Below are 25,493 nucleotides of genomic sequence, written 5' to 3'. Positions count from 1 at the left end.
TGTAGTGGAGTGCTTCCGCACCGCGCGGAAGGACCGCAAAGACCGTAGACAAGGAGAACAATCATGAGCGAGACCGAAACCATGAAGGCCGCGATCTTCGAGGAACCTGGCAGGATGGTTGTGCGGGAGGTGCCCAAGGCGCATCTGGAGCAGGATGATGACACCGTGATCCGCGTGGTGCGTGCCTGCGTCTGCGGTTCGGACCTGTGGTTCTTCCGTGGACTCACCCCGCAGACCCCGAACAGTCAGGTGGGCCATGAGTCCATCGGCGTGGTCGAGGAAGTGGGCGCTGCGGTCAGGAGCGTAAAGCCGGGCGATTTCGTGGTGGTGCCGTTCCCGTACAGTTGCGGTACATGCCCGGTGTGCAAGGCCGGATTCGAATCCGTGTGCCCGCATGGCGGATACTTCTCCGCATGCCAAGCCGAGTATCTGCGTGTACCGGAAGCCGATGGCACCGTGGTCAAGGTGCCCGGCTCGCCCGAAGACTACTCCGATGAGATGCTGGCGTCGCTGCTGACCATCTCCGATGTGATGTCCACCGGCTATCACGCCGCCGTATCCGCTGAGGTCAAGTCCGGCGATACCGCCGTTGTGATGGGCGACGGTGCCGTGGGCCTGTGCGGCGTGATCGCCGCCAAGATGCGTGGTGCCACGCGAATCATCGCCATGAGCCGTCACGAGGATCGCGCGGCGTTGGCCCGTGAGTTCGGCGCAACGGATGTGGTGCCGGAGCGCGGTCAGGCCGCCATCGACAAGGTGCTGGAGATGACGGACGGGTATGGCGCGGATGCGGTGCTCGAATGCGTGGGCTCCAAGCAGTCCTTTGATACGGCTATCGGACTGGTGCGTCGTGGCGGCGTGATCGGGCGTGTGGGTCTACCGCACGACGTTGAGATCAGTGCGGAGGGCACGTTCTACGCCAACATCGGCATCAAGGGCGGCCCGGCCCCGGTGCGGCACTATGACATCCAAGGCGGACTGCTCGATGCGGTGCTGAAGGGTGAGATCAATCCCGGTCGCGTGTTCACCGCCGAGTTCGATCTGGATCATATTCAGGACGCCTACGAGGCGATGGACCAGCGTAAGGTCATCAAGTCACTGATTCGCTTCTGAGATTTGCGGGTGCGTGCCGAGAGAATGTCGTTACACATCTAAAAGCGTCAGTACGTATGCGGGTTGGACGAACACTTCACATACATGCTGACACTTCGGCACGCAATACACGAATTAATGACGCAATCAATAGTGGTCTGTTTGTAATTGTCTGAGTGGTTGGCCGCTTCTGATGAGGGACTGGCAGCGAAGCTGAATGGGGAAGAGACCGAGCCTGAATTCCTCAATTGTGTGTGCCGTATACGCTGGCAATGCCATCGGCCGTCATCACGGCTGCTGTCACATGTCTCGAAATGCCCAGAACGTCCCGAAACGTAAGTTACCGACGGCATAGTGTTATGTTTCGTCCCGTTTTGACGCTTCAAAACGGGACGAAACATAACATAGACTCGTCGCTGACTTACGTTTTGGGACGTTTTTGCGTCATTGCCGGTGCTCGTTGCCGGTGTTCTTGAACGGTACACGGCAGTCGACCCATTGCAACTGCACCATACTTCTGATACACTTTGAACTGTACTAGAAATATGGTGCAGTTTCACGCTGGCTGTGCCGAACGGTTTCGGCTGGAATGGCTGATGGCGTTCGATGGCAGGCGGCGATGCACCTCAAGCACAATGGGGTGGGTGTGATGTCGATTTCTGCTCTCGCCGTGGTCGTGGCGTTGCTGATAGGACTACTGAAGATTGCGTTCATCGTCATGGTGGTGGTGCTGATGGTCAGGGCATTGCTGCACATGAATCGTGAACCGTCGCTGTCGGTGAAACGGCCTGTTCCATCGGGCAATTCATCGGGTGGTCCATCGGATAGTCCGGTGAGCGGTCCGGCGGAACAAGCTGCCGTGCCGGATGCCACGGCCGATGACGGTCCCATGCCCATCGTGCGCCGTCGCATGGCGTTCGCTCTGCTCGCCGGCGTGGCGGTGTTGTGCGCTGTGCTGCTCATCGGATCCGTGGTGCCCAGAGACATGTACCGCATCGCATCGATGTCTCCAGGCCTCGCCGCGTCGGCGGTCATGCTGGTTCTCGCGCTGCCCTTTCCGGACATGTCCGATCGGCTGGGCGGCGGCCGGGTGCGTACGGCGTCGTTGCAATCGCGCGAACCATGGACATACGCGCGGCGGTATGTGCTCATGCAACCGATGCTTGCCGCCGGACTGCTCATCATCTATCTCGGCTTCACCACGGTGACGGCAAGCCCGGATGATTTCGGCCTGATGCGCAGCATCCAGCTGGTCGCTCCGAATGGGATGTGGGCTCATTCCTCCGGTCCTTATCCCGGGTCGTATTATTCCATTCCGCTGACCGTCGTCACACTGGTGCTGGTCGGCCTGACCTGCGCGGCGCTGTGGCGCATCGCCCATGTGCCGAGTGCTCCTGAAGCCCGATTCGCCGAGGCTGACCGGCTGTGGCGCGTGCTGCTGACGCGATTCACGGTGTTCCTGTCGGTCGGCGCGATGCTGGTCTACGCGGCAGCGGTCCTGCTGGTGGCCGGGGCGGCAACGGTCCGTGTCGGCACCAATAACGGTGCATGGTCGGCGGCCTATGCGGATGATGTGTATCCGACCTTGGGCAACATACAGATCATCATGGGTGGCGTGGTGGCCGTGTTGGCGGTCATCTACCTCGTGATGGCGTGTTCCGCATTGGTCCGGTTGTGGACTTCGCCCCGGAGGCCACGATGACGGGCGGCGGCGATGATGTGCGCCTGGTGATCCGCGAATCGTCGCCGGTGCCGGTATACGAGCAGATTCGCGCGCAGATCGAAGGCATGGTTCGTGCGGGCCTTCTGCATGACGGCGACAAACTGCCGTCGGTGCGTCAGTTGGCCGGCGACCTGCGTATTGCCCCCGGCACTGTGGCCAAGGCCTATGCCGAACTCGCCGAACAGGGGGTGATTGAAACCGCGCCCGGTCGTGCCGCGCGAATCAGGCGGGTGGCGACCATCCCCGAACCTCTGCTGGAGGCCGCAAAGGTCTACGCCGGCCAGTCCCATCGGCTTGATGCCAGCCTCGAGGACGCCATCAGCGCCCTGCGCGCCCAGTGGTGACTATCTTCTCCGTATTGTCATTGCGTATGATGGTTGGCAGTGCGGAAGGAGGCTCAGCATGGCAGTGCCCGAGATGGAACGGCAGTGGATCAACAAATTCCAAGAGAACCTGTCGATCATACGCAAGGTGGCCGGCTGGACTACGCAGGAACTTGCTGATGAGCTTGGTGTGGCGCGTCAGACCGTTTCCAATCTCGAAACCGGTAGAAGCCCGATGAGTAAGTTGCAGTATCTGGCGTTGCGTACCGTGTTCAACGCGGAGATCGCCAGAAGCGAGAATCGTGATTTGGCGAAGGTCATCAAAACGCTGGTGGACGATCCCCTTGAAGGAGTTACCGCACAGAAACAGCATATGGCTGATTCGACCGAAGTGGAAGGCCGGAGCGGGGCCGTCGCTCCGACGGGTGACCGTGTGGATATGCGTACGGCGGCTTCAAGCTCGGCGCTGAGTACAGCGATGCAGGTGCTTACGGTGGTGACTGGCGCGTTGGCCAGTGGCGCGGCTGCGGGTGCGCTCGCGTTCTTCATGTTCCCGGACGGAACCTCGGGCAAGCGCTGAGATTGTGGCGGGGCCGAAGCGCCGCTGAGGGTTGCCCGACACAATCGGGTGGCTGGCAACCCTCAGCGACTGCCGCAACAGGCCGGCAATCGAAAGCAACGGCTGCCGGCCGACCGCTCACCGCACCACTGCTATAGTCCGACTGCTACAGTCCAATCGCTACAGTCCGAGGATCTCCCGCTTCTTTGTTTCGAATTCCTCGTTTGACAGGATGCCGACGTCCACCAGTTCCTTCAGTTTCTTCAGTGCTTCGACCTGTTGTTCCACGGTCATGCGGGGCGCAGACGGAACGACTGCGGAATTGCCGGGGTATGCCGCAGTCGCTCCGGCGATTCCGCCGGCGGGTGCTGCGTCTGGAACCGTGTTGCCGGGGGCGCTCGGGGCGGATGAGGTGGTTGGCGTGGGCGATATTCCCGGTGCGGTTGGGGTCGGCGCCGTAACTGGCGCGCCGGTCATCGGATTGATGGCTTGGGCCATGTTCATGCCCAGCAGCATGCCACCGTTATCGCCGAATCCATGTTCGGCGATGCCTTGTGCGATGTTCTGCTGCGCGGCCATCGTGCCTGCCTGTTGGGAGATGCCCTCATAGGCGGCCGCGTTCATGCGGTTTTCGGCGAACTGCTGAACCAGTCTGCGTGATTCCTCGGTGAACTCGATGCTTTCCACGCCGATGCCGACGACTTCGAAACCGAAGCGCGTATTCCAGGTTCCCGCATTCGAGGCGTCACCGCGTATTGCGCCGACGATGGCATTCGACTGGCCGGGAAGCTGCGATATGCGGTATTCATCGGACAAGGCGTTGATGGCGACTGTAAATGACTGGACGAATTCCGAAAGGATCTGTCGTCGCGGACCGGCGTCGTCAAAGGAGTACGAGGATACGTTGGCGGGTACGAAATTCCGGACGAACCGTACGGGATCGGTCACCTTGAGCGACATCGAGCCGCGCGCTCGAATCTCCAGATCGGTACCGTAGAACCGGTCATGATATGGCATCGGTGCGGGCGTGCCGAACTTGATGCCCCGGATTTCGCGCAGATTGATGAATGCCACGTATTTGGTGGTGCCGGGCTGGCCGCCGAAGGTGAATCGGTCGGCCAGTTGCGTGAAGAAGGAGTCGATGCCGTCACCGGCCAGCACGCTTTTCTCGCCGTTGCGGTATTCGTAGCCGCCAGGCTCGCGGATGATGTTTTCTATGCCGGATTGGCTGAAGATGAACGCGGCGGTGTTCTCCGGTACATAGATGAGCGAGCCGTTGGAGATCACCCCGTCCGAACCGGCTGCGTTTGAACCTCGGTTGTTGTTCGTCTCACGCGGAACTCCTGGGCTGACCACTACGTGCTCGTTGAATGGACCGGCGGTGATGATGTCGCGCCATTGATCGGCGAACGTGCCGCCGAGCGCACCGGCGAACGCCTTGATGATTGCCATATTCGTCTCCTTTGATTACGCGATTGCGCTCCCTCGCAGCTAGGGCCTGCGGGGGAGCGCAATCATTGGTGCTGGGGTGTGTAGCGGATCGGACTGCGGAATGAACTGTCAGGGCAGTTGCGTTTCACGGTCGCAATACTCGCAGCGCACCATTTGGTGGCGGTCGCCGGACAGCGGGGCGCCGCAGCCGGCGCACATCGTGGATGATTGCTGCGCGCCCATGCCCATCTTGCTGCGAAGGAAGCTGTTGACGGTATCCTCCAGCGCCTCTCTGCCCGAGAGAGCCACGCCGAACGGCTGTCGTGTGCCTCCGTTGCTCTGTGAATTCAGCAGACCCATGGTTTTGTCCTTCCGATGGAATGCGACGACTATGGCCTAAATGACCAATGCGTTTACTGTGCCACCGTGGCCAGTTTTTGATTGACCCGGGTGACGACCTCGAGATAGTACTGGTTCTCCTCTGGGGTGAGCGTGTTTTCGTCGATGGCGTTGAGCTTGTTCATCGCGTCGTTGTACTTGATCAGGATCTTCGCATAGTCGGCGGCCATGCTCGCAGGCTGTCCGTCGGCCTGATACTTGGTCATGAAGTCGACGTATTCGTTCATCAGCGATTCGTAGCTGTCCAGAGCGGCCTTGACGTCACTGGAGACACCGGTGGCCGAGGACGACTGGTCTGTGCCGGCGTTGGCGTCGGTTGAAGAGCCGTTGTCCGAGTTCGTGGTGCCGTCTCCGGAACCGGTGGAGCCTTCGGCGCCGGTGGAGCTGCTGTCGGTGCTCTTCGGAGCGTCGATGGAGATGTCCATGATGGTCTCGTCGTCGTAGTGGCGGGTGATGTAGACGCGGTAACCGCCCTCGTTCTTTGCACTGAACGAGTCGTCCGACTTGCTGTAATCCACGGTGAAGCCGTTGGCCTGCACTGACTGGACGTAGGCGTCGAACTGTGTTTTATCCGTGTCGCATATGTGGATGGAGAAGGCCGTGGAGCTTTCGTTGTCGATTTCGCCCTTCGTGGATTCGGGCTTGGGCAGCAGTTTGACCAGATCCGATTCAGGCCATGTGTAGGCCTCGCACTTAATGGCGAGTTCCTGTTCCAGCTTTGCTTGCTGCTGGCTCGCCCGAATCACACCGACGCTTCCGATGATGAACGACACCACCGTGATACCGACGGCCACCCATGCGAGCACGCGTCCTTGCGCCTTGCCGTCCTTGCGGGTGACATAGATGGAGAAGCCGGACAGTATTGCGGGCAGAATGGTGAAGAAGACCAGCAGTCCCCAGGAATCGATGCCTATGAATGCGCACAGAAGGAACAACACGGCAACGATAATGGCGAACACGGCCAGTTTGGAGGTTTTCTTCCCTGACGTGTCGGTGCGGGACGCGCGTGCGGCGCGACGACCATGCGCATGTGTCGCTGGGACAGTGTCGTTCGGCATGTCGGAGGCGCCAGGCGTGCCATTGGGCGTCGGCCCGGCGGGTCGCGTCGGTGTGACCGGGGGTGTGGCCGAGTGAGCCGCCCCGACGAAGCGACGGTCGAGCGCGGCATAGAATTCGTTGCCGCGCTGCGCGTTGGGATCATTGGCGGCGCTCAGGCGAAGCTCGGTGGTGGACGGTCCGGTGGCCGTCAGTGTGAGCGTGAACTGGGCGTCGTCGAAGGAATGGAAGGAGATGACGCCGCGTTGGGCGTCGCTGTCATCCAATGTGAAAGTCGCATCGGTGGACAGCATGTCGTGAATCGTCTGGAATGCCAGACGGACGTCCGACGCGTAGATGCGATCGGCTGCGGGGGCCGATGCGGCGGCCATAAACGGTTGCGTCGGCCCAGTCTGTTGCGGAGAGGGACTTGCCGGCGTGGGCGTGGTGGGGTTGGTCGGTGAATCAAAAGGGTTGGTCATGCTCGGGTCTTCCTTTTCAACAGCAGCATGGTAATGAGGGAGGCAGCAAGTCCGGCGGCTGTCACGGTCGCTCCTACCGTGATGGCTAGGCGCCAACGTTCATTCATGATTTGCTCCTCTGATAGCAGCATCATGCCGGTCATACGGTATTCCAATGTAATCTATTGTGAAATTGTAATCAAATTAGCAATATGTTTAAATATTAGCTTCCTGATCTACTGGGCCTCCTGAGCGGTACAGACAATGATGACGAGCTTATTGTGCTTGTCAATGCAGGTTTCGTCATCAGTTGGCAACTGAATTCCGGAGGCATCGATGATTGTCTGAGATCGTCGGACTGCACGTTCCCTGATGCCCGGCGACGCTGTCGGATCTCGTGGTGCGGGTGCGTGCCTGAAGCGCTGGTTCGGGGCGGGTCCTATCGGTGGGTTGCCAAGCTGGTGCGACGGTATGCCGGTATTGCGGGCAGACGTCGGAAAGGCGACGTCGGAAAGGCGACGTGGCACGATATAAAGGTATGCATGATGAACGCCAACGATCCGTCTCACCTCACCGAGGAGCTGCTGAAGCGGCTGCTCGCCAGCGATGGTGTGGAATCATATCTGGACGAGGAGCGGATAGCGGACAGGGAACTGGTCGACTACCTGCGGACGCTGCTGCATGAACACGGGTTGAAACGTGCGGGTGTGGCCCGGACCGCGGGACTCAACGCCACGGTTGTCTATGACATTTTCGCCGGCAAAAGCCGTCCGGGGCGCGACCACGCGATTATGCTGGCATTCGGATTGGAATGCGACCTGCATGAGACGCAACGGCTCCTGCGGTTCGCCGGCGTCTCCGAACTGTGGTGCCGTCAGCGCCGCGACGCGATTATCATATGGTGCATCAACCAAGGTTTCGATCGCGTAGCCACCGACGATGAACTGTACCGGCTGCATGAGCCGACGTTGTTGAGCGTGGATTGAACGTCGGAATGAGGAACAACTGAATTCCGACCTGGTTGGAGGAGGCGATCCGATCTCCTTCTGGATCGGGTGTGACGTCTCAGGGAGGGCAGCAACACCATGGACGAGCGCCAGACCCTGCATGCCATGGGGCTTGACGATGTGTATCAGGTCTATCGCGTGCTGGCGGATGGTCCATACGGGCGCACCGAGCTGGTCGGTTTGGAAGGAGCGGGGCCCTTCGTTCGTAAGACGATGCCGTTGAAACTGGCCCGTCGCCGCCTGTGGTCCACGCTCGCTGAATGCGACTCATCCCGATTGCCCCGCATCGAGGCCACATACGAGCTGCCGGACGGCTTTGTGGTGGTCTATGACTATGTCGAAGGCGTCACGCTTGCGCAATATATCGGTGCTCACGGAAGACTTGACGCGCGTCGGGCGGCGACGGCGGCGATCCAGCTGTGCGAGGCGGTGGGGGAGCTGCATCGACATGGCATCGTGCATCGGGACATCACGCCTGCGAACATCATTCTGGCTGACGACGGCATTCATCTGATCGACTTCGGCATCGCCAGGGAGTATGCGGCGGGACAGGTGAAAGACGGCTGTACCACGGCGCTGGGAACATGGGGATACGCCGCACCGGAACAATATGGGTTCTCGGACACCGATGCGCGCACAGACGTCTATGCCATCGGACGGGTGCTCGGCTTCATGCTTACCGGTGTTGAACCGACTGACGGTGCCTATGCCTCGGCGCTCGCCGACGCCGCCGTGGTGCCGGCGGGGCTTGATTCCATAGTCGAGAAGGCATGCGCCTTCGAACCAAGCGCCCGTCCCCAGACCGTTGACGAGTTGCGTGCATATCTTGAGGATGGTGGTCTTGATGGTGTCGTTGCCGGTGCCTCCGCCGGTGGCGCCGTTGATGGTGCGGACGTTGGCGGCAAGGCCCGCACCGGGGTGACCGGACCGGTCAATCCGGGGACCGGTGGGACCGGGGTTGCCGGAGGCGCGCGGAACACGATTCCCTCGTCTGACGGCTTGCGACGGCGGAAAAGGTCTCGAATATCCTCGAGGACGCGGATTTGGCTGGCTTCGGCGGTGGCCGTGGTGTTGCTGGCGCTCGTCGGAGTCGCGGGATACGTGGTGATGCACGGTTCTTCCATCGGCGATGCCGGGAGGGGCGGACGCGGTTCGACCGCGTCGCAATCGTCACCCGGATTACAGCCCGGAACGCAGGGAGAGGACAACGGGAGCGACGCCGGCAATGGTTCGGGGGACGACTCCGTTGCCGACAACGCGCTCACATTGGTGGAATCCGGATGGTCCGCGGAATCAGGGTATGTGGATTATGCGATCGCTTTGCGTAATACGGACCGGACAAGGAGCATCGTGTTTCCGCAAGTGTCCATCACCGGCAGGAAGTCGGACGGATCGGTGTTGTTCGCCAATACCATGACGTCCTCGATCATCTATCCCGGACAGACGATATACATTTCCGGCATATGCGGCGACGGCATCGCTCCGGCGACGGTTGCGTTCGACACGATTGCGCCGAAATCGGAGAATCTGATGGCCACTGACGGTTCGGAATCCTTCGACACGACAGGCGTGAACCGGACTCGTCTGGATGATGGGGGAGTGGTGTTCAGCGGGGAGGTCGTCGCCAAGCGCGACGATGACAACGGCGACGGCGTGTATGGCGATGAGGTTTGTGTCACGTTGGTATTGCGCGATCGGACGGGTGCCATCGTATTCGGACGTGACACGTATGTAGAAAAGCCGACGCTCGGCCAATCGCAGGCGTTCTCCATCACCGTCTACGGTCTGCCGGATTACGCCGGTTATGCGCTGTACGCGCGTACCGCCTGATGACGCCGGAGTACCGGATGGCAGCCCCTGTGGAGGACGGTGATCTGGTATTTGATGCCCGGCTGGATGCGCCATACAAGCCATACAATAAGTGCAGGTCGAAGGCGGCGAGGGGAGTGGACATGACGGTTGCGAAGGAATCCGGCGAAGGAACAGAGCCCGAGAAGCAGGTGGTCTCCGGTGAGACGAGCGATCGAGCACCCCGCGCCCCTCGCGCCATCGAGGTGCGTGGGGCACGGGTGCATAACCTCAAGGGCGTCGATGTGGACGTGCCGTTGGGCGAGCTGGTGGGAGTGGCCGGAGTCTCCGGTTCGGGCAAGAGCTCGCTTGCGCTCGGCGTGCTGTATGCGGAAGGGTCAAGGCGGTATCTGGAAGCGCTGTCCACGTACACGCGCCGACGCCTGACCCAGGCCAGTCGCGCCCAGGTGGATGAGGTGCTGCATGTACCGGCCGCACTTGCCCTGCATCAGCGGCCCGCCGTACCCGGCATCCGGTCCACCTTCGGCACGATGACCGAACTGCTCAACAGCCTGCGTCTGCTGTTCTCCCGCGTCGGATCTCACGTATGCCCGCAATGCGGGACCCGTGCGGACCCCACACTCAATGTGGCGTTGGAGCAGCCGATCGTATGCAGTCATTGCGGCAAGCGATTCCACGGCCCCGGCGCCGAAAGCCTGGCCTTCAATTCGGCAGGCGCATGCCCCACCTGCTCCGGCACCGGCATCGTGCGCGAGGTGAACCGTGCCGCCCTTGTGCCGGACGAATCGAAATCCATCGACGACGGCGCGGTGCTGCCGTGGGGCTCGCTCATGTGGGACCTTATGAAGCAGGTGTGCGGCGCGATGGGCGTGCGTACCAACGTGCCGTTCCGCGAGCTCACGCCCGAGGAGCGTGACATCGTATTCAATGGACCGGCAGTCAAGAAACACATCCTGTATCGGCCCAAGAAGGGCGACGATTTCGCCGAGCTCGACTTCACCTATTACAACGCCGTGTACACGGTCGAGAACGCGCTCGCCAAGGCCAAGGACGAGCAGGGATTGAAGCGCGTGGCCCGCTTCCTTGAAGAAAAGCCGTGCCCCGAGTGCGATGGTACACGCCTGAGCGCCGCCGCTCGCGCCCCCGAAGTCCGCGGCATCAATCTGGCGCAGGCAACCGCCATGACCCTGGACGACACCGTGACGTGGGTGCGGGGCGTGCCGGGTACGCTGCCTGAAAACATGCGCTCGATGGCCACAAACATCTGCGAGTCGTTCCTCGATGTGGCACGGCGGCTGCTCGAACTCGGCCTTGGATACCTGTCGCTCGACCGTGCCGGCGCGACGCTGTCCACCGGCGAACGACAACGTGTGCAGCTGGCCCGCGCCGTGCGCAACCGCACCACCGGCGTGCTGTACGTGTTGGACGAGCCGTCCATCGGCCTGCACCCCTCGAATGTGGACGGCCTGCTCGGCGTGATGCACGACCTCGTGGCGGACGGTAACTCCGTGGTGGTCGTCGATCATGACGTACGTGTGCTCAAGGCCGCTGATCATCTCATCGAAATGGGGCCGGTGGCCGGCGCCGGTGGCGGTCATGTGATCGCGCAGGGCACGGTCGACGAGGTCGAACGGACCCCGGGCAGCCGCATAGCGCCGTTCCTGACCGAAAGCGGCGAGACCCGAGTGCGCGTCCACGTCGCTCCGGAAAAGATGTTCGATTTCGGCCGGATTCACATGGAGACCGGCCCGTTGCACACCGTCAAGCCGCTGACCGTGGATGTGCCGCGCGGCAGACTCACGGTCGTCACCGGCGTTTCCGGCTCGGGCAAGACCACGATGGTGCTGGAATCGCTGATTCCGGCGCTCAAGGCCAACGTCGATGGAGATGATCTGCCGGCGCACGTTCGCGGCATCGAAGCGGACGGCATCGCTCGCGCGAACCTTATCGACGCCACGCCGATCGGTGCGAACGTGCGCTCCACCGTGGCCACCTACGCCGATATCCATGACGATCTGCGCCGCGCGTTCGCCCGCACGGACAAGGCCAAGGCCGCCGGGTACAAGGCCGGCGACTTCTCCTACAACACCGGACGGCTGCGTTGCCCCACCTGCGACGGCACCGGGTCGATTTCGCTGGACGTGCAGTTCCTGCCGGACGTCACCATCGCCTGCCCGGATTGCCGGGGGTCGAGGTATGCGCCGGAAGCGAGCCTGATTCACCGGCCGGTCAAGGAGGGGAAGGGCGCCGCATCGACGGAGCTTGGAATCACGGCGGAGCAGGAATCCATGGCGGGGCGGGGGAGCGCGGACGCGCCCCTGCGTTCACTGACCCTGCCGCAACTCATGGCGATGAGCGTGGACGAGGCGCTCGCCGTCACCGCCGACATGAGGAAGATTCACGCCCGTCTCACCACGCTGCACGACTTGGGGCTCGGCTATCTGACGCTTGGCGAGCCGACGCCAGCCTTGTCCGGCGGTGAGGCGCAGCGGCTCAAGCTCGCCAGCGAGATGGGCAGGGCGCAGTCGGATGCGGTGTTCGTGTTCGACGAGCCGACCATCGGCCTCCATCCGCTTGACGTGCGTGTGCTGCTCGGCGTCTTCGACCGTCTGGTCGCTGCGGGTGCAACCGTCATCGTCATCGAACATGATCTCGACATGATCGCCAACGCCGATTGGATCATCGACATGGGTCCCGGCGGTGGCGAGGCCGGCGGTCGCATCGTCGCCACCGGCACGCCGGAGCAGATTGCAGCAAACCCTGCGAGCATCACCGGGCGGTATCTGGAGGTGAATGAGAGGGCGTAGCAGACGCATTCACCATATATCGAACCGAAGGGAAAGACTCGACGTGACGCGCGAGTAGGATATCCGCCGTGAATCAGGTTCATGGCATCAAACGAGCGAGTGCGGACGCTAAATACCAGCAGATGACCGAACAGCCGATACCGTCGCTGATTCTGACGCTCAGCATTCCGGCCGTCGTCTCCAATCTGGTGACCACCGCCTACAACCTGACCGACACGTTCTTCATCGGTCAGCTCGGCACCGCGCAGTCCGGCGCCATTGGCATCGCCTTCTCCATCATGACCATCCTGCAGGCCATCGGCTTCTTCTTCGGCAACGGTGCGGGCAATTCGATGAGCCGCGAACTGGGCAAACGCAACAACGAGCGCGCCGCGCGGCTGTTGGCCCTGGGCTTCGCGGGTGCCGTGCTGTGTGGCGCGTTGGTGGCGGTCGTCTGCCTTGCCATGCTTCGACCGTTGGTGGTGGGGCTCGGCTCGACCGCGACCATCGCCCCCTATGCCGTGCAATATCTGACGCCGATTCTTCTGGCCGCGCCCTGCGTATGCGGCTCGTTCGCGCTGAACGGACTGTTGCGATATCAGGGCCAGTCGGCCTTCGGCATGATCGGCCTCGTCACCGGCTCGCTGCTGAACTTCCTGCTGGCGCCGCTGTTCATCTTCGTACTTGACTTGGGGATTTTCGGGGCGGGCCTCGCTACCGGCATCTGCCAGACCGTGAGCTTCATCATCCTGACCACGATGAGCGCCAGATTCGGCGTGCTGAAGCTTTCCCTGCGCAACTGCCGGCCGGATATGCTGCTGGTCCGCGAGATCATCGGCGGCGGCCTGCCTTCGCTGGTTCGGCAGAGCGCCGGCTCGATAGCCACCACCTGCGTGAACATCGCCGCCAATCCGTTCGGCGACGCGGCGATCGCGGGCATGGCTATCGTGATGCGCATCATGCTCGGCGTGAATTCGGTGATCATCGGACTGGGGCAAGGCTTCCAGCCGGTATGCGGCTACAACTATGGGGCCGGGAAGTTCGCGCGCGTACGCGAAGGATTCTGGTTCTGCATCAAGCTTTCCACGGGTGTGCTGCTGGTGCTGGGCGCGCTGATCTGGGTCGCATCCCCGCAGTTGGTGGAGATCTTCCGCTCCGACCCCGCCGTGGTGGCGGTGGGCGTGGCCGCACTGCACTTCCAATGCATCACCGTGGCGCTCAATGGCACGAACATGATGGGCAATATGATGAGCCAGACCTTGGGAAAGACCGGCATCGCGTCCTTCCTCGCCGTGTGCCGCACGGGACTGTACTTGGCTCCGGCGGTGCTCATCCTGCCTCACTTCATCGGAATCACGGGTGTTGAGGTGGCGCAGACCGTGTCCGACGTGCTGACGTTCGCGACCTCGCTGCCGCTGTTGCGCTATCTGCTGACGAACGTGCTTGTGGAACGCAGGGAGCGTCGCACGGCATAACGTGCGGCGCTCCACAAGCGGCGAGCATCACTCAATGATCTCCTGAGATGCTTGGATCTCCTGCGGTTACTTGACGACCTTGAAACCGGCGGTCCACGGGGTCTGGTTCGTCACGCCGAGGATGATCTGCAGCGCGCCGTAGCCCTCGAGGTACTGCGCGCGTTTCAAGGCACCGGCGTCCACAGTCTTGAGTCCGGCGGCCTCGATGAAGGCGGCCACGGACTTCTTGGCAGCCTCGTCATCGGCGGCCAGCTGCACCACGGTCGGCGCGCCGTCGTTCTCGCCGGTGGCCAGCGTGGCGGCGAAGGTGGTGTTGAACGCCTTGACCACATGGGACTGCGGCAGCTTGGCGGCCACGTACTCGGCGGCGGACTTGGCACCTTCCGGCAGGGCGAGGTCGAAGGTGGAGAAGTCGATCGGGTTGGAGACGTCCACCACCGTCTTGCCGGCAAACTGGTCGGCGTAGGCGGCGATCGCCTCGTCGTAGGCGGGGAACGGCAGAGCCAGGACGACGATGTCGCCGGTGATGGCGGCCTCACCGAAAATCGCGCCGGTGACGCCATCGGCGGCTGCGGCGGCCTTGTCGGCGTTGCGGTCGATGACCTGCACAGTGGCGCCGGACTTGACGGCGATGTCCGCCACGGCCGAGCCGATGTTGCCTGCGCCGAAGATGGTGATGTTGCTCATGATGATTCCTTTCGATGATGAAGGTTGATGGTTGTGCTGGTTCGTTTGTCGGCGACCGCCGTGGTGCCGGATGCTGTGGATGCCGGTCTGCGGTGTTCGCGTTGATGCCAGTATGCACCCCATGTTGATATATTTCAAGCTGAGATATATCAACAGGATTTATGTCATGTGAAAGAACGCCGGAATTCCAAGGGTTTGGAGATGGTTTCGTGGCGCGTGATACGGCGTGTTGTTCTGAAATATCTCAGACTGAGGTATCATGAATGCATGAATATCGTGGAAATCATGACGTTGGGCTTCCTCTCCGAGGAGCCGTTGTGCGGCTACAGGCTGCGCAAGAAGATGGAGCAGCTGCAGGGGTACAGCCGTGCCTTTAGCGACGGCACGCTGCATTCCGTCACCGCTAAGTTCGTCAAGGCCGGATATCTGGGGGAGTCGTTCAACGTGGTCAATGGCCGGCGTCTGCGCGAATTCCACCTTGAGCCGGCGGGCCGCGAGAAGCTCATCGAGGAGCTGAAGGGCACGGATGGCTACATGCTCAGCGACATCACCAAATGGTCGGTGGTGATGTCCTTCCTGTCCGTCATCCCCGATGTCGCCGATCGCAATGCCGTGCTGCGGCGTCGGCTCGATCTGCTGGATTCGGACGTCCGGCGCATGTACAGCGACGGTGAGGGGCCGATCGACAACGAAAGCCTGACCGACAAGTACCGCATCGCCATCACGCAGATTCACGATGCCGAAATCGCCGCCGAACGCGCCTGGCTCATGAAGGAACTTGGCGTATCCGAGTAGCGGACGTATCGTGCCGCCATGCTGTCCAGATGGCCGCTTTACATAGTCGCCGGATGATGTTTGCTCAAGCGGGAGGGAGTCTGTGGGACAGTTCGGCGTGATGGTCGGCCAGCTGGTCGGTTTTCTCATCATGTTGATGGTGGGATACGGGTGCGTGCGTCTGCGTTTCTATGGCAAAACCGCGTTGGACGGCATGTGCTCGCTGTTGCTCAACGTGCTCATCCCTGTGCTGGTCTTCTCGAATGCCGTGGACGGCACGGACCGCTCGCATCTCGAGGCCAACTGGGGTGTGATGCTGCTCACCTCCGTGATGTACGGTCTGCTCATCCTCACGTTCTGGGCATTCGCGCATCTTTTGCGGCTCACAGGCTCGCGCAGCCATGTCTTCCAGGCATCGCTGGTGTTCGGCAATGCCGGATTCATCGGCATCCCGCTCATCATGGCATTGTGGCCGAGGGAGGGTGCGATCTATGTGGCGCTGATGTCGATCATCGACCAGACGTTGTTGTGGACGTATGGCGTATGGCTGTGCGAGCCGGTTCGTCCTGCGGTTGGGGCCGGCGGCGCTGGCGGAATCGGTCGGAACGACAGTGCCGCCGGAAGTCGCGGTGTGGATGGAAGGCACAGTGCGGACAAAAGGCATAATGCAGGCGAAAGACATAATGCGGATGGGAGCCGTGGCGCCGTCGGGGAAGACCTGCCCGCCGCGTCGCGTCCTTCGCTTGGTTCGCGCGTGCTCGGGCTGCTCCGTCGGTTCGTCAACCCCGCGTTCATCGGCGTGATGATTGCGCTGGCCCTGATTCTGCTTGGCATCAAAGTGCCGAATCTCATTCTGAAGCCGTTGCACACCATCGGCAATATGGCGACCCCGATGTCGCTGATATACCTCGGCGGTCTGTTTGCTCTGACCAAGTGGTGGGGCGTGCTGCGCCGCTACGAACTGTATGCCGGGCTTGTGGCCAAGATGATCGCCTTCCCGCTCGCGTTCTACGCGCTGCTGACGTGGTCGGTCGGTGCGTTGCCGTTCGCCTTGCCGATCACGCACGACATGATTCTCATGATCACCGTGATCGCAGGCCTGCCGACCATGACCACCATCGCGATGTTCACCGGCCGCAAGGACAACATGCCCGACTATGCGGTCGGATTCGTGTTGGTCAGCACCCTGTTCTCGCTGGTGTCGCTGACCATCGTCTCCGCGGTGGTGTTCTAAGACGGCCGAAACAGCCGGCCGGTTCCTTGCGACGCGGACGCGTCGAATCCGCGTCGCGAACAATCAGTCCTGAGACGCCGCGTCGATGCAGCGCAGCGCGTTGAGGGTGCGCGGATAGCCGATGTACGGCATGCACTGCGACGCCACGGCGATAAGGAAGTGACGGTCGTTGCCGATGCGCATATTGGCGCGGGCGTGGCTGGTGAGCTGCGGCTCGCACCCGCCCTGCGCGGCCAGGAAGCAGAACGTGATCATCTCGCGCTGCTTGAGGTCGAGCCCGGTGCGCGTGTAGTAGTCGCCGAAGCAGTTGGCGGCCAGCCAGCGGTTGATGTGGCGCTTCTCTTCGGGGCCGGACTTGTAGAAGTCCTTCATGCCGTCGCCGAAGATGTCCACCTGCGCCTGCGTGCCGGCCTCCCGCCGAGTTTCCGGTGTGGTGGTGGCCTGCGAGGGTAGCGGCAGTTCGACGCCACGCTCGCGCAGGATATCGTTCAGTGCGGCGATGAACGGGTAGACGCGCGCGATGCCCAGATACGCCACGGCCTGATACGTGGTCTCCTTGATTTCCACCGGCGTGAGTCCGGCGATCAACGCCGCCGGCACGATGCCGCGGAATTCGGTCAGGCTCTGGCTGCCAAGCAGCGTGGCCAGAATCGCCAGATAGCGCGTGCGGTCGTCCAGATCATTGACGCCGGGCTCGTTCGGCACCTCGTCGAAGGCGAAGGTCTCAATGATGCGTGCCAGATCCGGGTCGTCGCGGCGCAGCAGCTCCGAATCCGGGAAGAACGTGCGATGATAAGCCTCGGCGGCGGGGGAGATGCCGCTGGGTTGTTCCGCTGATTGATTGTGTTCCGTGGTGCTGTGTTCCGTCATGATGCGTCCTTCCATCGTCAATCCGTCATCAACACAGCGTATGAGTATGCATGCCATGCCGCAATTGCCTGCCAAGTATCGGCGGTGATGCTTGGCAGGCATGGCCGGCGTTGAGGGGATTGTCGGGTGCATGGTGCGGGAACGTGCGTGATTCCCGCTCATCCGAGCCGACGATGACGGTCGGCGTGGGCTCGGGCGTGATGCGAAGCGTTTATCCGCGTGTGCGGAGTGGCCGGCGTGCGGAGTGGCCATCGCCCTCGTGCCGGGTGTGCCGTCGTCCGGCACGAGGGGGCGCGCTGGCGTGAAGTCCTACCGCTTGACCAGCCCGAGTTTGTCCGCTTCGGTGATTGGGCGGATCACGCGGGCCGGTACGCCCGCCACGATGACGCTTTCGGGAACGTCCTTGGTGACCACGGCGCCCGCGGCAACGACGCTGTTCGACCCGATGGTTACGCCGGCCACGATGGTGGAGCCGCCGCACAGCCAGACGTTATCGCCGATGGTCACGGGCAGGCTGTGCTCCCAGCCGGCCGTTCGCTCGGCGGCGTCGAAGGCGTGCTCGGGCGTGTAGATGCCCACGTTCGGGCCGAACCAGACGTTGTCGCCGATGGTCACCCGCGCGCAGTCGAGAATGCAGCATCCGGTGTTGGCGTAGAAGTTGTCGCCGACGGAGATGTTGTATCCGTAATCGCAGTTGAAGGTCGATTCGACCCAGCAGTTCGCACCCGCATGGCCGAACAGTTCGCGGATGATGCGCTCGCGTTCGGCGCGCAGGGTGGGGCGCCTCATGTTGAGGTCGAAGAGCAGGTCCTTGGCGTGCTCGCGCTCGGCGTTGAGCTCGGGGTCGTCGCTGGTGTAGTACTCGCCCGCGAGCATGAGCTCCTTCATGCTGCGGGTGTCGGTCGTTTCGACGGGGCTGTTGTGTTGTGTGGTGTTCTGCGTGTTGTCCATGTGTACGAATGTATACATTTATGTGTACATTCGTACGCTTCTGCGAGTGGCGTACGGACGAATGTACCCATTGACGGGTAAGGTCTGCCGGTATGGAGAAGAGCAGCACTGCGCCGCGCCGTCGCAACGATCCCGAGCGCAAGCAGCGCATCATCGATGCGTGCCTCACGGTCATCGCGGAACGTGGGGTGGCGGGCACTTCGCACCGGGTGGTGGCCGCCGAGGCCCATGTGCCGTTGGGGTCCATGACCTACCATTTCGATGGCATGCACGATCTGCTGCATCAGGCGTTCGACCAGTTCGCCGATCGGTCCATCGCCGCGTTCCGCGCGAGGATGGACGCGGCGACCGATGCCGAGGAGGCGTGCGAGGCCATCGCGGCCAATATCGAGCATGACCTGCTCGCCACCCGGCGGGATAGGAACATCAACCTTGAGTTCTATGCGCTGGTCGCCCATGATGAGTCGTTCCGCGATATCAGCAGTCGTTGGATGGGCGCATGGCAGGAGACGATGGGCCGCTTCTTTGACCGTGAGACTACGGTGATGCTGGACGCCATGATCGAGGGGCTGACGTTGCACCGCGCTCTCGGCGGTGAGCCCCGCGATTCGGAAGCCGTCCTGCGGGGTATCCGACATGTGGCCCTCGGCGGATGATTCGATGTGGATGATTCGGTGTGACGTAATCCGTGGGGCGCCAGATCGGTGTCCGATTCTGATTCGGGCCGTCTGAGTCAGACGATACTTGGGAATAAATCGGAATAGGCAGGCTGATGACGGGGTGATGGTCAGCCGGCGTAGCCGTCGCCGTCGGTATCCGCGTAGCCGTCGCCGTCGGTATCCGCGTAGCCGTCGGCATAGGCGCCGTCCGCCGCCGCTCCGCCGAAGTCGCCGTCACCCATGTATTCGCGGGCGCTGACGCGGTTCACATTGCGTGACTCGTCTACCGCGCGCTGGATGACGCGACGCACGTCGAAGCCGTGGATGATGTTCTTGAGCACCAACTGCCCGCCGGATGACTGGTCGCGTGTCTCCAGCGTGATCGTGGACAGACCGAACAGCCGTTGCAGCAAGGTGCGGGTGAGCGTCAGGTCCACCACGCGGAACAGCTTGGTCACATCGTAGGTCTCGCGCAGGATGCCGGTCTTGACCGCGATTTCATCGTTGGTCAGTGTGTATGTGGTGAAGGTGAACGGTGTGCGGCACCAATTGCGCTTGCGCTGCGACCACAGGACGTCGCCATCGGCCATGCTGTTGGACATCGTGGTTCCTTTCGTTGAGGACCGATACGATTCCCATCGTAGTCGACGGTTGGCGAGGTCGATAGTGCTCTTGGCTGTCGGATTTCGACGTATGAGTGACGGATTTCGAGGGTGGGCGTTGTTCGACTGCCGGACACTGTCGGACTTCAACACCTGACTGTCGGATTTCAACCCTTTAGTGTCGGTTCTCAACCTTTCAGTGTCGGACTTCGACGCATGACTGTCGGACTTCGTACAGCATATGTATGAAATCCGACAGTCAACCGTCGAGATGCGACAGTACAGCGTCGGAATCCGACAGTTGCGGAAATGATGCGGAACCAGACGCCGAATCGATGCCGGCGGGTGGCCCGGCGTTCAGTCGTGCGCGTTGATGTAGGTGGGCTGTTCGATCGGGCCGAAGCCGCCGTAGCGCTTGAATCCCCAGAGGAACACCAGCGACTTGGCGTAGGCGACCCATGCGACGCCGAACAGAATCATGAGCACGCGCACGAACGGCACGAAATACGCCAGCGCGATGGCCAGCACGTCGATGCCGAGCAGCGCCAGCGAGCAGGGGAATGCCCGCCACGGGAACATGGCGGCGAGTTTCCACTGGGTGGCAAGGGGGTTGTCGAACCGCGCCTGCATGGGGAACAGGTATTCGGCGGTCAGCGTGAGCACCACGGTGGCGATGATGAGCACGATGAGCGGCAGGTATGAGACGTTGGCGTCCCACGCATTCCAGAAGGCGAGTCCGAACACGATGACCGCGGCGAGGGCGAGCGTGATGAGTCCGGATACGAAGCCGTGGAGGAACTCACGCTTGAAACGCCGCAGGTATTCGTGCACGAGTCTGATGTCGTCGTGCTCGTCGTAGGCGAACATCGTGCTGTACAGCGCCGCGCGTGCCGGGCCGATGGTGACGACGGGGATCATCGTCGCCAGGCAGACGAGATTGAGGGCCGTGAATCGCACCAGGGTGTCCATGAACCTCCAGAATGGTGCGTTGGTGTTGAACTTCATCGTTCCTCCTGCCTGTTGTATGCGTTCCTGTGGTTCCTGTGTCGCCCTTATATATAGGACTGTCCTCAATATTCCCCGGACTATCCTGGGAATGGGGCAATGCGACCGGTCCTGTACACAGGTCCGTCTTGTATGTATAGGTCGTTCCTGTGGCCGCCGTGTGGGACGATTCGTGGGGGGCAACATGGACCCGCGCTTCTCGCCGGTATGTTGACAGCATTTTGCTCGCATTCCGGCGTCGTCTCACTCGCGACACGCTTATTTATAAGTATATAAATAAAATTTTCATTGGTCGAATTCCGCGAGTTTCCAACGTTTTTCAAGGCTGTGCACAGGGATGGTGGACCCGTGCGTTCGTTCATCGGTTTGACAATCAAATCTCTTATTTATAGAGTTATAAACAAGAGAAAGAAGACAACGGGATGCGAAACGGGTCGCACCCACGGTGATCTTCGCTGCATTGCTTCAAAGGAGACAAGATGCAGAACGCAACAACAGCGGACGGCGCAACCGGTCTGGTCGGCGACGCCGCCGAAGTCGTTTCGTCCAGCGGCGCACAGCCGGCGCGGAGCCGTCGCGACCGCCGCGCCGCCAACAAGGCGAAGAAGATGCTCCCCGGCACTGATTACAACAAGCGCCACGGCATCAAGCTGTTCCTGCTCATCGCGCCGTTGCTGGTGATGGTGGTGCTGTTCAGCTACCTGCCGCTGTTCGGCTGGATCTACGCGTTCTATGACTACCAGCCGCCGATCCCGCTGTCCGAAAGCGAGTTCGTCGGCCTGCAGTGGTTCCAGCTGCTGGTGCAGAACCCCGCCCAGGTGGCCAAGATCGGCCAGGTGCTCATGAACACCTTCGCGATGTCCGGCCTGAACATCCTGACCTCGTTCTTCCCGGTGATCTTCGCCATCGCCCTCAACGAGATCCGCGCCAAGTGGTTCAAGAACCTCATCCAGACACTCACCACGCTGCCGAACTTCATCTCCTGGGTGCTGGTCTACTCGATCGCCTTCGCGATGTTCTCCTCCTCCGGCATGATCAACGAGCTGCTGCAGAACCTGCACCTGATCACCGAGCCCATCAAGTTCCTCGACTCCGGCGACCACATCTGGCTCAAGATGCTGTTGTGGAACCTGTGGAAGGGCCTCGGCTGGGGCTCCATCATGTACCTCGCCGGCATCGCCGGCATCGACCAGGAGCTGTACGAGGCCGCACAGGTGGATGGCGCGAACCGCTTCCAGCAGATCTGGCATGTGACCATCCCGCAGCTGCTGCCCACCTACTTCGTGCTCCTCATGCTCTCGATCTCCAACTTCCTCAACAACGGCATGGACCAGTACTACGTCTTCCAGAACAACTTCAACCAGAAGTGGATCGAAGTGCTCGACCTCTACGTCTACAACGTCGGTCTCGGCAACTCCAGCCTGTCGCTGGGTACCGCGATCTCGATCCTCAAGTCGCTCGTCTCCGTGGCGCTGCTCTTCATCGTCAACTGGATGTCCAAACGCACCCGTGGCGAGGGCATCGTCTGATCGGCGCGGCAAGGCAAACGAGACTGTAAGGAAATATCATGGCAAAGCAGAATGCATCAGTATCGCCGGCACTGCGTCGCACCACGGGCGAGAAGGTCTACAACGTGGTCAACATCGTGGTGCTCACCCTCTTCGCGCTGATCTGCACCTACCCGTTCTACTACCTGATCATCAACTCACTGTCCGACAACAACCTGTCGGCGGCGGGCGAGGTGACCTGGTGGTTCAAGGGCTTCCACCTGCAGAACTACAAGGACGTGCTCGCCCTGTCCGGCCTCGGTCGCGCGGCGTGGATCTCCCTGGCCCGTACCGTGATCGGCACCGTGCTCACCGTGCTGGCCAGCGCCTACCTCGGCTTCATGTTCACGCAGAAGAAGATGTGGGGCCGTTCGTTCTGGTACCGCTTCGTGGTCGTCACGATGTACTTCAACGCCGGCCTGATCCCGATGTTCATCACGATGAAGAACCTCGGCCTGACCAACAACTTCTGGGTGTACATCCTGCCCGCGGTGGTCCAGCCGTTCAACATCATCCTGGTCAAGACCTACATCGAGTCCATCCCGAGCTCGCTGCAGGAGGCCGCCGAGATGGACGGTGCCGGCACGCTGACCATCTTCGGCAAGATCGTGCTGCCGATGTGCACGCCGATCCTCGCCACGGTCGCGATCTTCTCCGCGGTCGGCCAGTGGAACTCCTTCCAGGACACGCTGATCTACATGACCGATGACAAGCTCTACTCCCTGCAGTACCTGCTCTACACGTACATCAACCAGGCGAGCGCGCTGGCCAACGCGGCCAAGGCGAACGCGGCGAACGTGGCGGCCCTGGCCTCCGCGGCCACCCCGACCTCGATTCGCATGACCGTCTCCGTCATCGTGGTCCTCCCGATCATGTTCGTCTACCCCTTCTTCCAGCGCTTCTTCGTCAAAGGCATGATGCTGGGAGCGGTGAAGGGCTGACGCGTAATGGGAAGCCCGGTGGGCTTCCCATAGCGTCAGCCTGAGCGAGGCGGTAGCCGAGCGAAGGTCGGATTGAGTCTCGCCGTAGGCGAGTCCGTTCTTGCGGGGGCCGGAGACGACGCGTAATGGGAAGCCCGGTGGACTTCCCATAGCGTCAGCCTGAGTGAGCCGATAGGCGAGCGAAGGTAATGCTGAGTCTCGTGCGTAGCACGAGTCCGTAATTGCAGGGCCGGAGGCGACGCGTTAAGCGGACAGTCCGCCCAATAAACCAATCCAAAACAATTATTCCAAACGCAACCGAACAACAACACGAAAGGAACAAGGAGGTTTCCGTCATGGAACTCAAGAAGAAGATCACATCAGTACTGGCCGTCGGCCTCGCCGCGGCCATGACCTTCTCGCTGGCGGCCTGCGGCAGCGACACCGCGGGCGAGGAGAAGGACGACGGCTCGCTGGTCACCGTTGATGTGTTCGACTCGCTGGCCAACCAGCAGGGCGAACAGAAGGGCTGGTTCGCCAAGATCGTCCAGGACAAGTTCAACCTGAAGCTCAACATCATCGCCCCGAACGTCTCCGGCGGAGACACCGTCTTCGACACCCGCGCCGCATCCGGCTCCCTGGGAGACCTCATCATCACCGGCACCGGCAACGGCCGTCTCCAGAAGCTGGTCAAGGCCAATCTGGTGACCGATATGACGCCGTACTACAGCAGCATGACCAACGTCAAGAAGTACCAGAACGCCGTGGACGCCATCACCGAGCAGGCCGGCAAGGACGGCGTGTGGGGCATCCCGCAGGGCGTCTCCTCCTCCGACCCGTCCAGCCCGAGCGAGGGCATGGAACCGACCTCCGCGCCGTACATCCGCTGGGAGTACTACAAGGAGCTCGGCTACCCGGAGATCAAGGATCTCGATGCCTTCCTCGACGTGCTCAAGGACATGCAGGATCTGGCCCGCAAGGAGACCGGCCAGAACGACATCTACGCCTTCTCCCTGTTCAAGGACTGGGATGGCGATGTGATGAACAACGCCTCCGCCGTCGTCAACTGGCTCGGCTACCAGGGTCAGGGCTCCGTGTTCATCAGCGCTGACGGCAAGGACGTGCAGCCGGCCACCCAGGAGGGCGGCGTCTACGAGCAGGCCCTCGAATTCCTCAACAAGGCCGAGCAGATGGGTCTCGTGGACCCCGAGTCCACCACGCAGGATTGGGACACCATGCAGAACAAGGTGACCAACGGCAAGACCCTCGTCTCCCTGTTCAGCTGGCTGGGCAAGCCGCGTATGAACTCCGATGAGAACAAGGCCAAGGGCGTCGGCTTCATGCTCGCCCCGCTGCAGAGCATGAAGGTCTACTCCACCGGCTTCACCCCGGACGGCGACGGCTCCACCATCATCGCCATCGGCTCCAAGTCCAAGTACAAGGAGCGTCTCGCCAAGTTCATCGACTGGCTGTACTCCTCCGAAGGCGTGTACGCCGCCGCCTCCAACTCCGGTGGCGCCGCCTGCCCGAAGGGCCTCGGCTGTTGGACCGAAGGCTCGGACGGCAAGCCCCAGCTCACCGACTTCGGCAAGCAGGCCATGAACGGCGACCACGCCAACCTCAAGATCTCCGATGACCTCGGCGGCGGCACCTACGACAGCGGCTTCTCCCTGCTCAACTTCAAGGCCGTGCAGCAGAACGACATCGACTCCGAGACCGGCGCCGCGTTCAACCCGCAGCTGTGGGAGTCCGAGGCCGACACCAGCGCCCTGTTCAAGGATTGGTCCGAGCACATGGGCGGCGCCACCAGCGACATCGACTACCTCGAGAAGAACAACCTGCTGACTGTCGCCCCCGGCGCCTCCTACACCACTCCGCAGGAGGAGTCCACGGTCTCCGCCACCCGCAGCTCCATCAAGACCGAGGTCGTCAACGCCTCCTGGAACGCCTTGGTGGCCAAGTCCGACGCCGAGTTCGCCAAGGTGCTCAAGGACGTCCGCCAGCAGGTCAAGGATCTGGGCTATGACAGCGTGCTCAAGGTCGACGAGCAGAACGCCAAGGATCTCGCCAAGGCGCGTCAGGAAGTCGTCAAGCAGTACCAGTCCGACGCCAAGTGATCCTCGGCTGACCCCCACCATTCTTGC

General features: G+C 61.7%; 23 protein-coding genes. 14 read left to right on the top strand and 9 right to left on the bottom strand.

Going from position 1 to position 25,493, the window contains the following annotated elements; all coding sequences use genetic code 11:
- The first annotated feature begins 63 nt into the window (after positions 1 to 63).
- The 4 genes from BMYO_RS04495 (at position 64) to BMYO_RS04480 (ending at position 3,718) form a co-directional block, all read left to right on the top strand.
- On the top strand, positions 64 to 1,113 hold the full coding sequence (locus BMYO_RS04495; protein WP_094667333.1) for a zinc-dependent alcohol dehydrogenase family protein: 1,050 nt from the start codon (positions 64 to 66) through the stop codon (positions 1,111 to 1,113).
- Positions 1,114 to 1,741: 628 nt separating this feature from the next.
- Complete coding sequence (locus tag BMYO_RS04490; protein WP_143249113.1) at positions 1,742 to 2,794, top strand: hypothetical protein; 1,053 nt, start codon at positions 1,742 to 1,744, stop codon at positions 2,792 to 2,794.
- Positions 2,791 to 3,159, top strand: coding sequence for a GntR family transcriptional regulator (locus BMYO_RS04485; RefSeq protein ID WP_094667404.1), 369 nt, complete (start codon positions 2,791 to 2,793; stop codon positions 3,157 to 3,159). The genes BMYO_RS04490 and BMYO_RS04485 overlap by 4 nt, the downstream gene beginning before the upstream one ends.
- Positions 3,160 to 3,217: 58 nt before the next feature.
- A complete protein-coding gene (locus tag BMYO_RS04480; protein ID WP_094667331.1) occupies positions 3,218 to 3,718 on the top strand; it encodes a helix-turn-helix transcriptional regulator in 501 nt (166 codons plus the stop codon).
- Positions 3,719 to 3,877: 159 nt separating this feature from the next.
- Here BMYO_RS04480 and BMYO_RS04475 read toward each other — a convergent pair whose 3' ends face one another.
- The 4 genes from BMYO_RS04475 to BMYO_RS11685 form a co-directional block, all read right to left on the bottom strand.
- Positions 3,878 to 5,149, bottom strand: coding sequence for an SPFH domain-containing protein (locus BMYO_RS04475; protein ID WP_094667330.1), 1,272 nt, complete (start codon positions 5,147 to 5,149; stop codon positions 3,878 to 3,880).
- 108 nt (positions 5,150 to 5,257) lie between these two features.
- On the bottom strand, positions 5,258 to 5,488 hold the full coding sequence (locus tag BMYO_RS04470) for a hypothetical protein (RefSeq protein WP_094667329.1): 231 nt from the start codon (positions 5,486 to 5,488) through the stop codon (positions 5,258 to 5,260).
- Positions 5,489 to 5,541: 53 nt separating this feature from the next.
- Positions 5,542 to 7,044: a DUF6591 domain-containing protein gene (locus BMYO_RS04465; protein ID WP_233428152.1), complete on the bottom strand. Its 1,503-nt coding sequence runs from the start codon at positions 7,042 to 7,044 to the stop codon at positions 5,542 to 5,544.
- The gene (locus BMYO_RS11685; protein ID WP_158216949.1) at positions 7,041 to 7,187 is read right to left on the bottom strand and encodes a hypothetical protein; all 147 of its coding nucleotides are present in this window, start codon (positions 7,185 to 7,187) and stop codon (positions 7,041 to 7,043) included. The genes BMYO_RS04465 and BMYO_RS11685 overlap by 4 nt, the downstream gene beginning before the upstream one ends.
- Positions 7,188 to 7,568: 381 nt before the next feature.
- Between BMYO_RS11685 and BMYO_RS04460 the strand changes: the two genes are divergently transcribed.
- The 4 genes from BMYO_RS04460 to BMYO_RS04445 all read left to right on the top strand — a co-directional run bounded on the left by BMYO_RS04460 (position 7,569) and on the right by BMYO_RS04445 (position 14,100).
- Positions 7,569 to 8,009, top strand: a complete 441-nt coding sequence (locus BMYO_RS04460) for a helix-turn-helix domain-containing protein (protein ID WP_094667327.1) — start codon at positions 7,569 to 7,571, stop codon at positions 8,007 to 8,009.
- Positions 8,010 to 8,108: 99 nt separating this feature from the next.
- On the top strand, positions 8,109 to 9,860 hold the full coding sequence (locus BMYO_RS04455; protein WP_094667326.1) for a serine/threonine protein kinase: 1,752 nt from the start codon (positions 8,109 to 8,111) through the stop codon (positions 9,858 to 9,860).
- A 122-nt stretch (positions 9,861 to 9,982) separates the two neighbouring features.
- Complete coding sequence (locus BMYO_RS04450) at positions 9,983 to 12,646, top strand: excinuclease ABC subunit UvrA (RefSeq protein WP_158216948.1); 2,664 nt, start codon at positions 9,983 to 9,985, stop codon at positions 12,644 to 12,646.
- A gap of 122 nt (positions 12,647 to 12,768) precedes the next feature.
- The gene (locus BMYO_RS04445) at positions 12,769 to 14,100 is read left to right on the top strand and encodes an MATE family efflux transporter (RefSeq protein ID WP_420807291.1); all 1,332 of its coding nucleotides are present in this window, start codon (positions 12,769 to 12,771) and stop codon (positions 14,098 to 14,100) included.
- Positions 14,101 to 14,166: 66 nt separating this feature from the next.
- Here BMYO_RS04445 and BMYO_RS04440 read toward each other — a convergent pair whose 3' ends face one another.
- Positions 14,167 to 14,910, bottom strand: coding sequence for an NADPH-dependent F420 reductase (locus BMYO_RS04440; protein ID WP_094667324.1), 744 nt, complete (start codon positions 14,908 to 14,910; stop codon positions 14,167 to 14,169).
- Between the two features lie 144 nt (positions 14,911 to 15,054).
- Between BMYO_RS04440 and BMYO_RS04435 the strand changes: the two genes are divergently transcribed.
- Entirely contained in the window at positions 15,055 to 15,582 is a 528-nt protein-coding gene (locus BMYO_RS04435; protein ID WP_094667323.1) for a PadR family transcriptional regulator, read from the top strand.
- Positions 15,583 to 15,664: 82 nt separating this feature from the next.
- Positions 15,665 to 16,795, top strand: coding sequence for an AEC family transporter (locus tag BMYO_RS04430; protein ID WP_094667322.1), 1,131 nt, complete (start codon positions 15,665 to 15,667; stop codon positions 16,793 to 16,795).
- A gap of 63 nt (positions 16,796 to 16,858) precedes the next feature.
- On the opposite strand, the gene BMYO_RS04425 is transcribed toward BMYO_RS04430, so the two are convergent.
- Positions 16,859 to 17,665, bottom strand: a complete 807-nt coding sequence (locus tag BMYO_RS04425) for a carboxymuconolactone decarboxylase family protein (RefSeq protein ID WP_094667402.1) — start codon at positions 17,663 to 17,665, stop codon at positions 16,859 to 16,861.
- Between the two features lie 309 nt (positions 17,666 to 17,974).
- Entirely contained in the window at positions 17,975 to 18,634 is a 660-nt protein-coding gene (locus tag BMYO_RS12310) for a sugar O-acetyltransferase (protein WP_275542053.1), read from the bottom strand.
- A 74-nt stretch (positions 18,635 to 18,708) separates the two neighbouring features.
- On the opposite strand from BMYO_RS12310, the gene BMYO_RS04415 reads away from it, so the two are divergent.
- Positions 18,709 to 19,272, top strand: a complete 564-nt coding sequence (locus BMYO_RS04415; protein ID WP_094667321.1) for a TetR/AcrR family transcriptional regulator — start codon at positions 18,709 to 18,711, stop codon at positions 19,270 to 19,272.
- Positions 19,273 to 19,403: 131 nt separating this feature from the next.
- On the opposite strand, the gene BMYO_RS04410 is transcribed toward BMYO_RS04415, so the two are convergent.
- Positions 19,404 to 19,877, bottom strand: coding sequence for a PH domain-containing protein (locus tag BMYO_RS04410; protein ID WP_094667320.1), 474 nt, complete (start codon positions 19,875 to 19,877; stop codon positions 19,404 to 19,406).
- A 357-nt stretch (positions 19,878 to 20,234) separates the two neighbouring features.
- Complete coding sequence (locus BMYO_RS04405; protein WP_158216947.1) at positions 20,235 to 20,882, bottom strand: YesL family protein; 648 nt, start codon at positions 20,880 to 20,882, stop codon at positions 20,235 to 20,237.
- Positions 20,883 to 21,361: 479 nt separating this feature from the next.
- On the opposite strand from BMYO_RS04405, the gene BMYO_RS04400 reads away from it, so the two are divergent.
- From BMYO_RS04400 to BMYO_RS04390, 3 genes are all read left to right on the top strand, one after another.
- Positions 21,362 to 22,411: an ABC transporter permease gene (locus BMYO_RS04400; RefSeq protein WP_211276825.1), complete on the top strand. Its 1,050-nt coding sequence runs from the start codon at positions 21,362 to 21,364 to the stop codon at positions 22,409 to 22,411.
- Positions 22,412 to 22,449: 38 nt separating this feature from the next.
- A complete protein-coding gene (locus BMYO_RS04395; RefSeq protein WP_094667318.1) occupies positions 22,450 to 23,370 on the top strand; it encodes a carbohydrate ABC transporter permease in 921 nt (306 codons plus the stop codon).
- A gap of 335 nt (positions 23,371 to 23,705) precedes the next feature.
- On the top strand, positions 23,706 to 25,466 hold the full coding sequence (locus BMYO_RS04390; protein ID WP_094667317.1) for an ABC transporter substrate-binding protein: 1,761 nt from the start codon (positions 23,706 to 23,708) through the stop codon (positions 25,464 to 25,466).
- The last annotated feature ends 27 nt before the right edge of the window (positions 25,467 to 25,493 follow it).

This window comes from Bifidobacterium myosotis, assembly GCF_002259745.1.
GTDB classification, from domain to species: domain Bacteria; phylum Actinomycetota; class Actinomycetes; order Actinomycetales; family Bifidobacteriaceae; genus Bifidobacterium; species Bifidobacterium myosotis.
This window is presented reverse-complemented; position numbering and strand designations above follow the sequence as displayed.

What these genes read in the sequence shown, in the direction of transcription:
- BMYO_RS04490 (WP_143249113.1), top strand. Translation starts at nt 1,742, where the DNA reads ATGTCGATTTCTGCTCTCGCCGTGGTCGTGGCGTTGCTGATAGGACTA.
- BMYO_RS04435 (WP_094667323.1), top strand. Translation starts at nt 15,055, where the DNA reads ATGAATATCGTGGAAATCATGACGTTGGGCTTCCTCTCCGAGGAGCCG.
- BMYO_RS04415 (WP_094667321.1), top strand. Translation starts at nt 18,709, where the DNA reads ATGGAGAAGAGCAGCACTGCGCCGCGCCGTCGCAACGATCCCGAGCGC.
- BMYO_RS04425 (WP_094667402.1), bottom strand. Translation starts at nt 17,665, where the DNA reads ATGACGGAACACAGCACCACGGAACACAATCAATCAGCGGAACAACCC.
- BMYO_RS04470 (WP_094667329.1), bottom strand. Translation starts at nt 5,488, where the DNA reads ATGGGTCTGCTGAATTCACAGAGCAACGGAGGCACACGACAGCCGTTC.
- BMYO_RS04405 (WP_158216947.1), bottom strand. Translation starts at nt 20,882, where the DNA reads ATGAAGTTCAACACCAACGCACCATTCTGGAGGTTCATGGACACCCTG.
- BMYO_RS04475 (WP_094667330.1), bottom strand. Translation starts at nt 5,149, where the DNA reads ATGGCAATCATCAAGGCGTTCGCCGGTGCGCTCGGCGGCACGTTCGCC.
- BMYO_RS04455 (WP_094667326.1), top strand. Translation starts at nt 8,109, where the DNA reads ATGGACGAGCGCCAGACCCTGCATGCCATGGGGCTTGACGATGTGTAT.
- BMYO_RS04480 (WP_094667331.1), top strand. Translation starts at nt 3,218, where the DNA reads ATGGCAGTGCCCGAGATGGAACGGCAGTGGATCAACAAATTCCAAGAG.
- BMYO_RS11685 (WP_158216949.1), bottom strand. Translation starts at nt 7,187, where the DNA reads ATGACCGGCATGATGCTGCTATCAGAGGAGCAAATCATGAATGAACGT.
- BMYO_RS04460 (WP_094667327.1), top strand. Translation starts at nt 7,569, where the DNA reads ATGAACGCCAACGATCCGTCTCACCTCACCGAGGAGCTGCTGAAGCGG.
- BMYO_RS04465 (WP_233428152.1), bottom strand. Translation starts at nt 7,044, where the DNA reads ATGACCAACCCTTTTGATTCACCGACCAACCCCACCACGCCCACGCCG.
- BMYO_RS04390 (WP_094667317.1), top strand. Translation starts at nt 23,706, where the DNA reads ATGGAACTCAAGAAGAAGATCACATCAGTACTGGCCGTCGGCCTCGCC.
- BMYO_RS04400 (WP_211276825.1), top strand. Translation starts at nt 21,362, where the DNA reads ATGCAGAACGCAACAACAGCGGACGGCGCAACCGGTCTGGTCGGCGAC.
- BMYO_RS04440 (WP_094667324.1), bottom strand. Translation starts at nt 14,910, where the DNA reads ATGGGGTGCATACTGGCATCAACGCGAACACCGCAGACCGGCATCCAC.
- BMYO_RS04410 (WP_094667320.1), bottom strand. Translation starts at nt 19,877, where the DNA reads ATGTCCAACAGCATGGCCGATGGCGACGTCCTGTGGTCGCAGCGCAAG.
- BMYO_RS12310 (WP_275542053.1), bottom strand. Translation starts at nt 18,634, where the DNA reads ATGTATACATTCGTACACATGGACAACACGCAGAACACCACACAACAC.
- BMYO_RS04395 (WP_094667318.1), top strand. Translation starts at nt 22,450, where the DNA reads ATGGCAAAGCAGAATGCATCAGTATCGCCGGCACTGCGTCGCACCACG.
- BMYO_RS04495 (WP_094667333.1), top strand. Translation starts at nt 64, where the DNA reads ATGAGCGAGACCGAAACCATGAAGGCCGCGATCTTCGAGGAACCTGGC.
- BMYO_RS04445 (WP_420807291.1), top strand. Translation starts at nt 12,769, where the DNA reads ATGACCGAACAGCCGATACCGTCGCTGATTCTGACGCTCAGCATTCCG.
- BMYO_RS04485 (WP_094667404.1), top strand. Translation starts at nt 2,791, where the DNA reads ATGACGGGCGGCGGCGATGATGTGCGCCTGGTGATCCGCGAATCGTCG.
- BMYO_RS04450 (WP_158216948.1), top strand. Translation starts at nt 9,983, where the DNA reads ATGACGGTTGCGAAGGAATCCGGCGAAGGAACAGAGCCCGAGAAGCAG.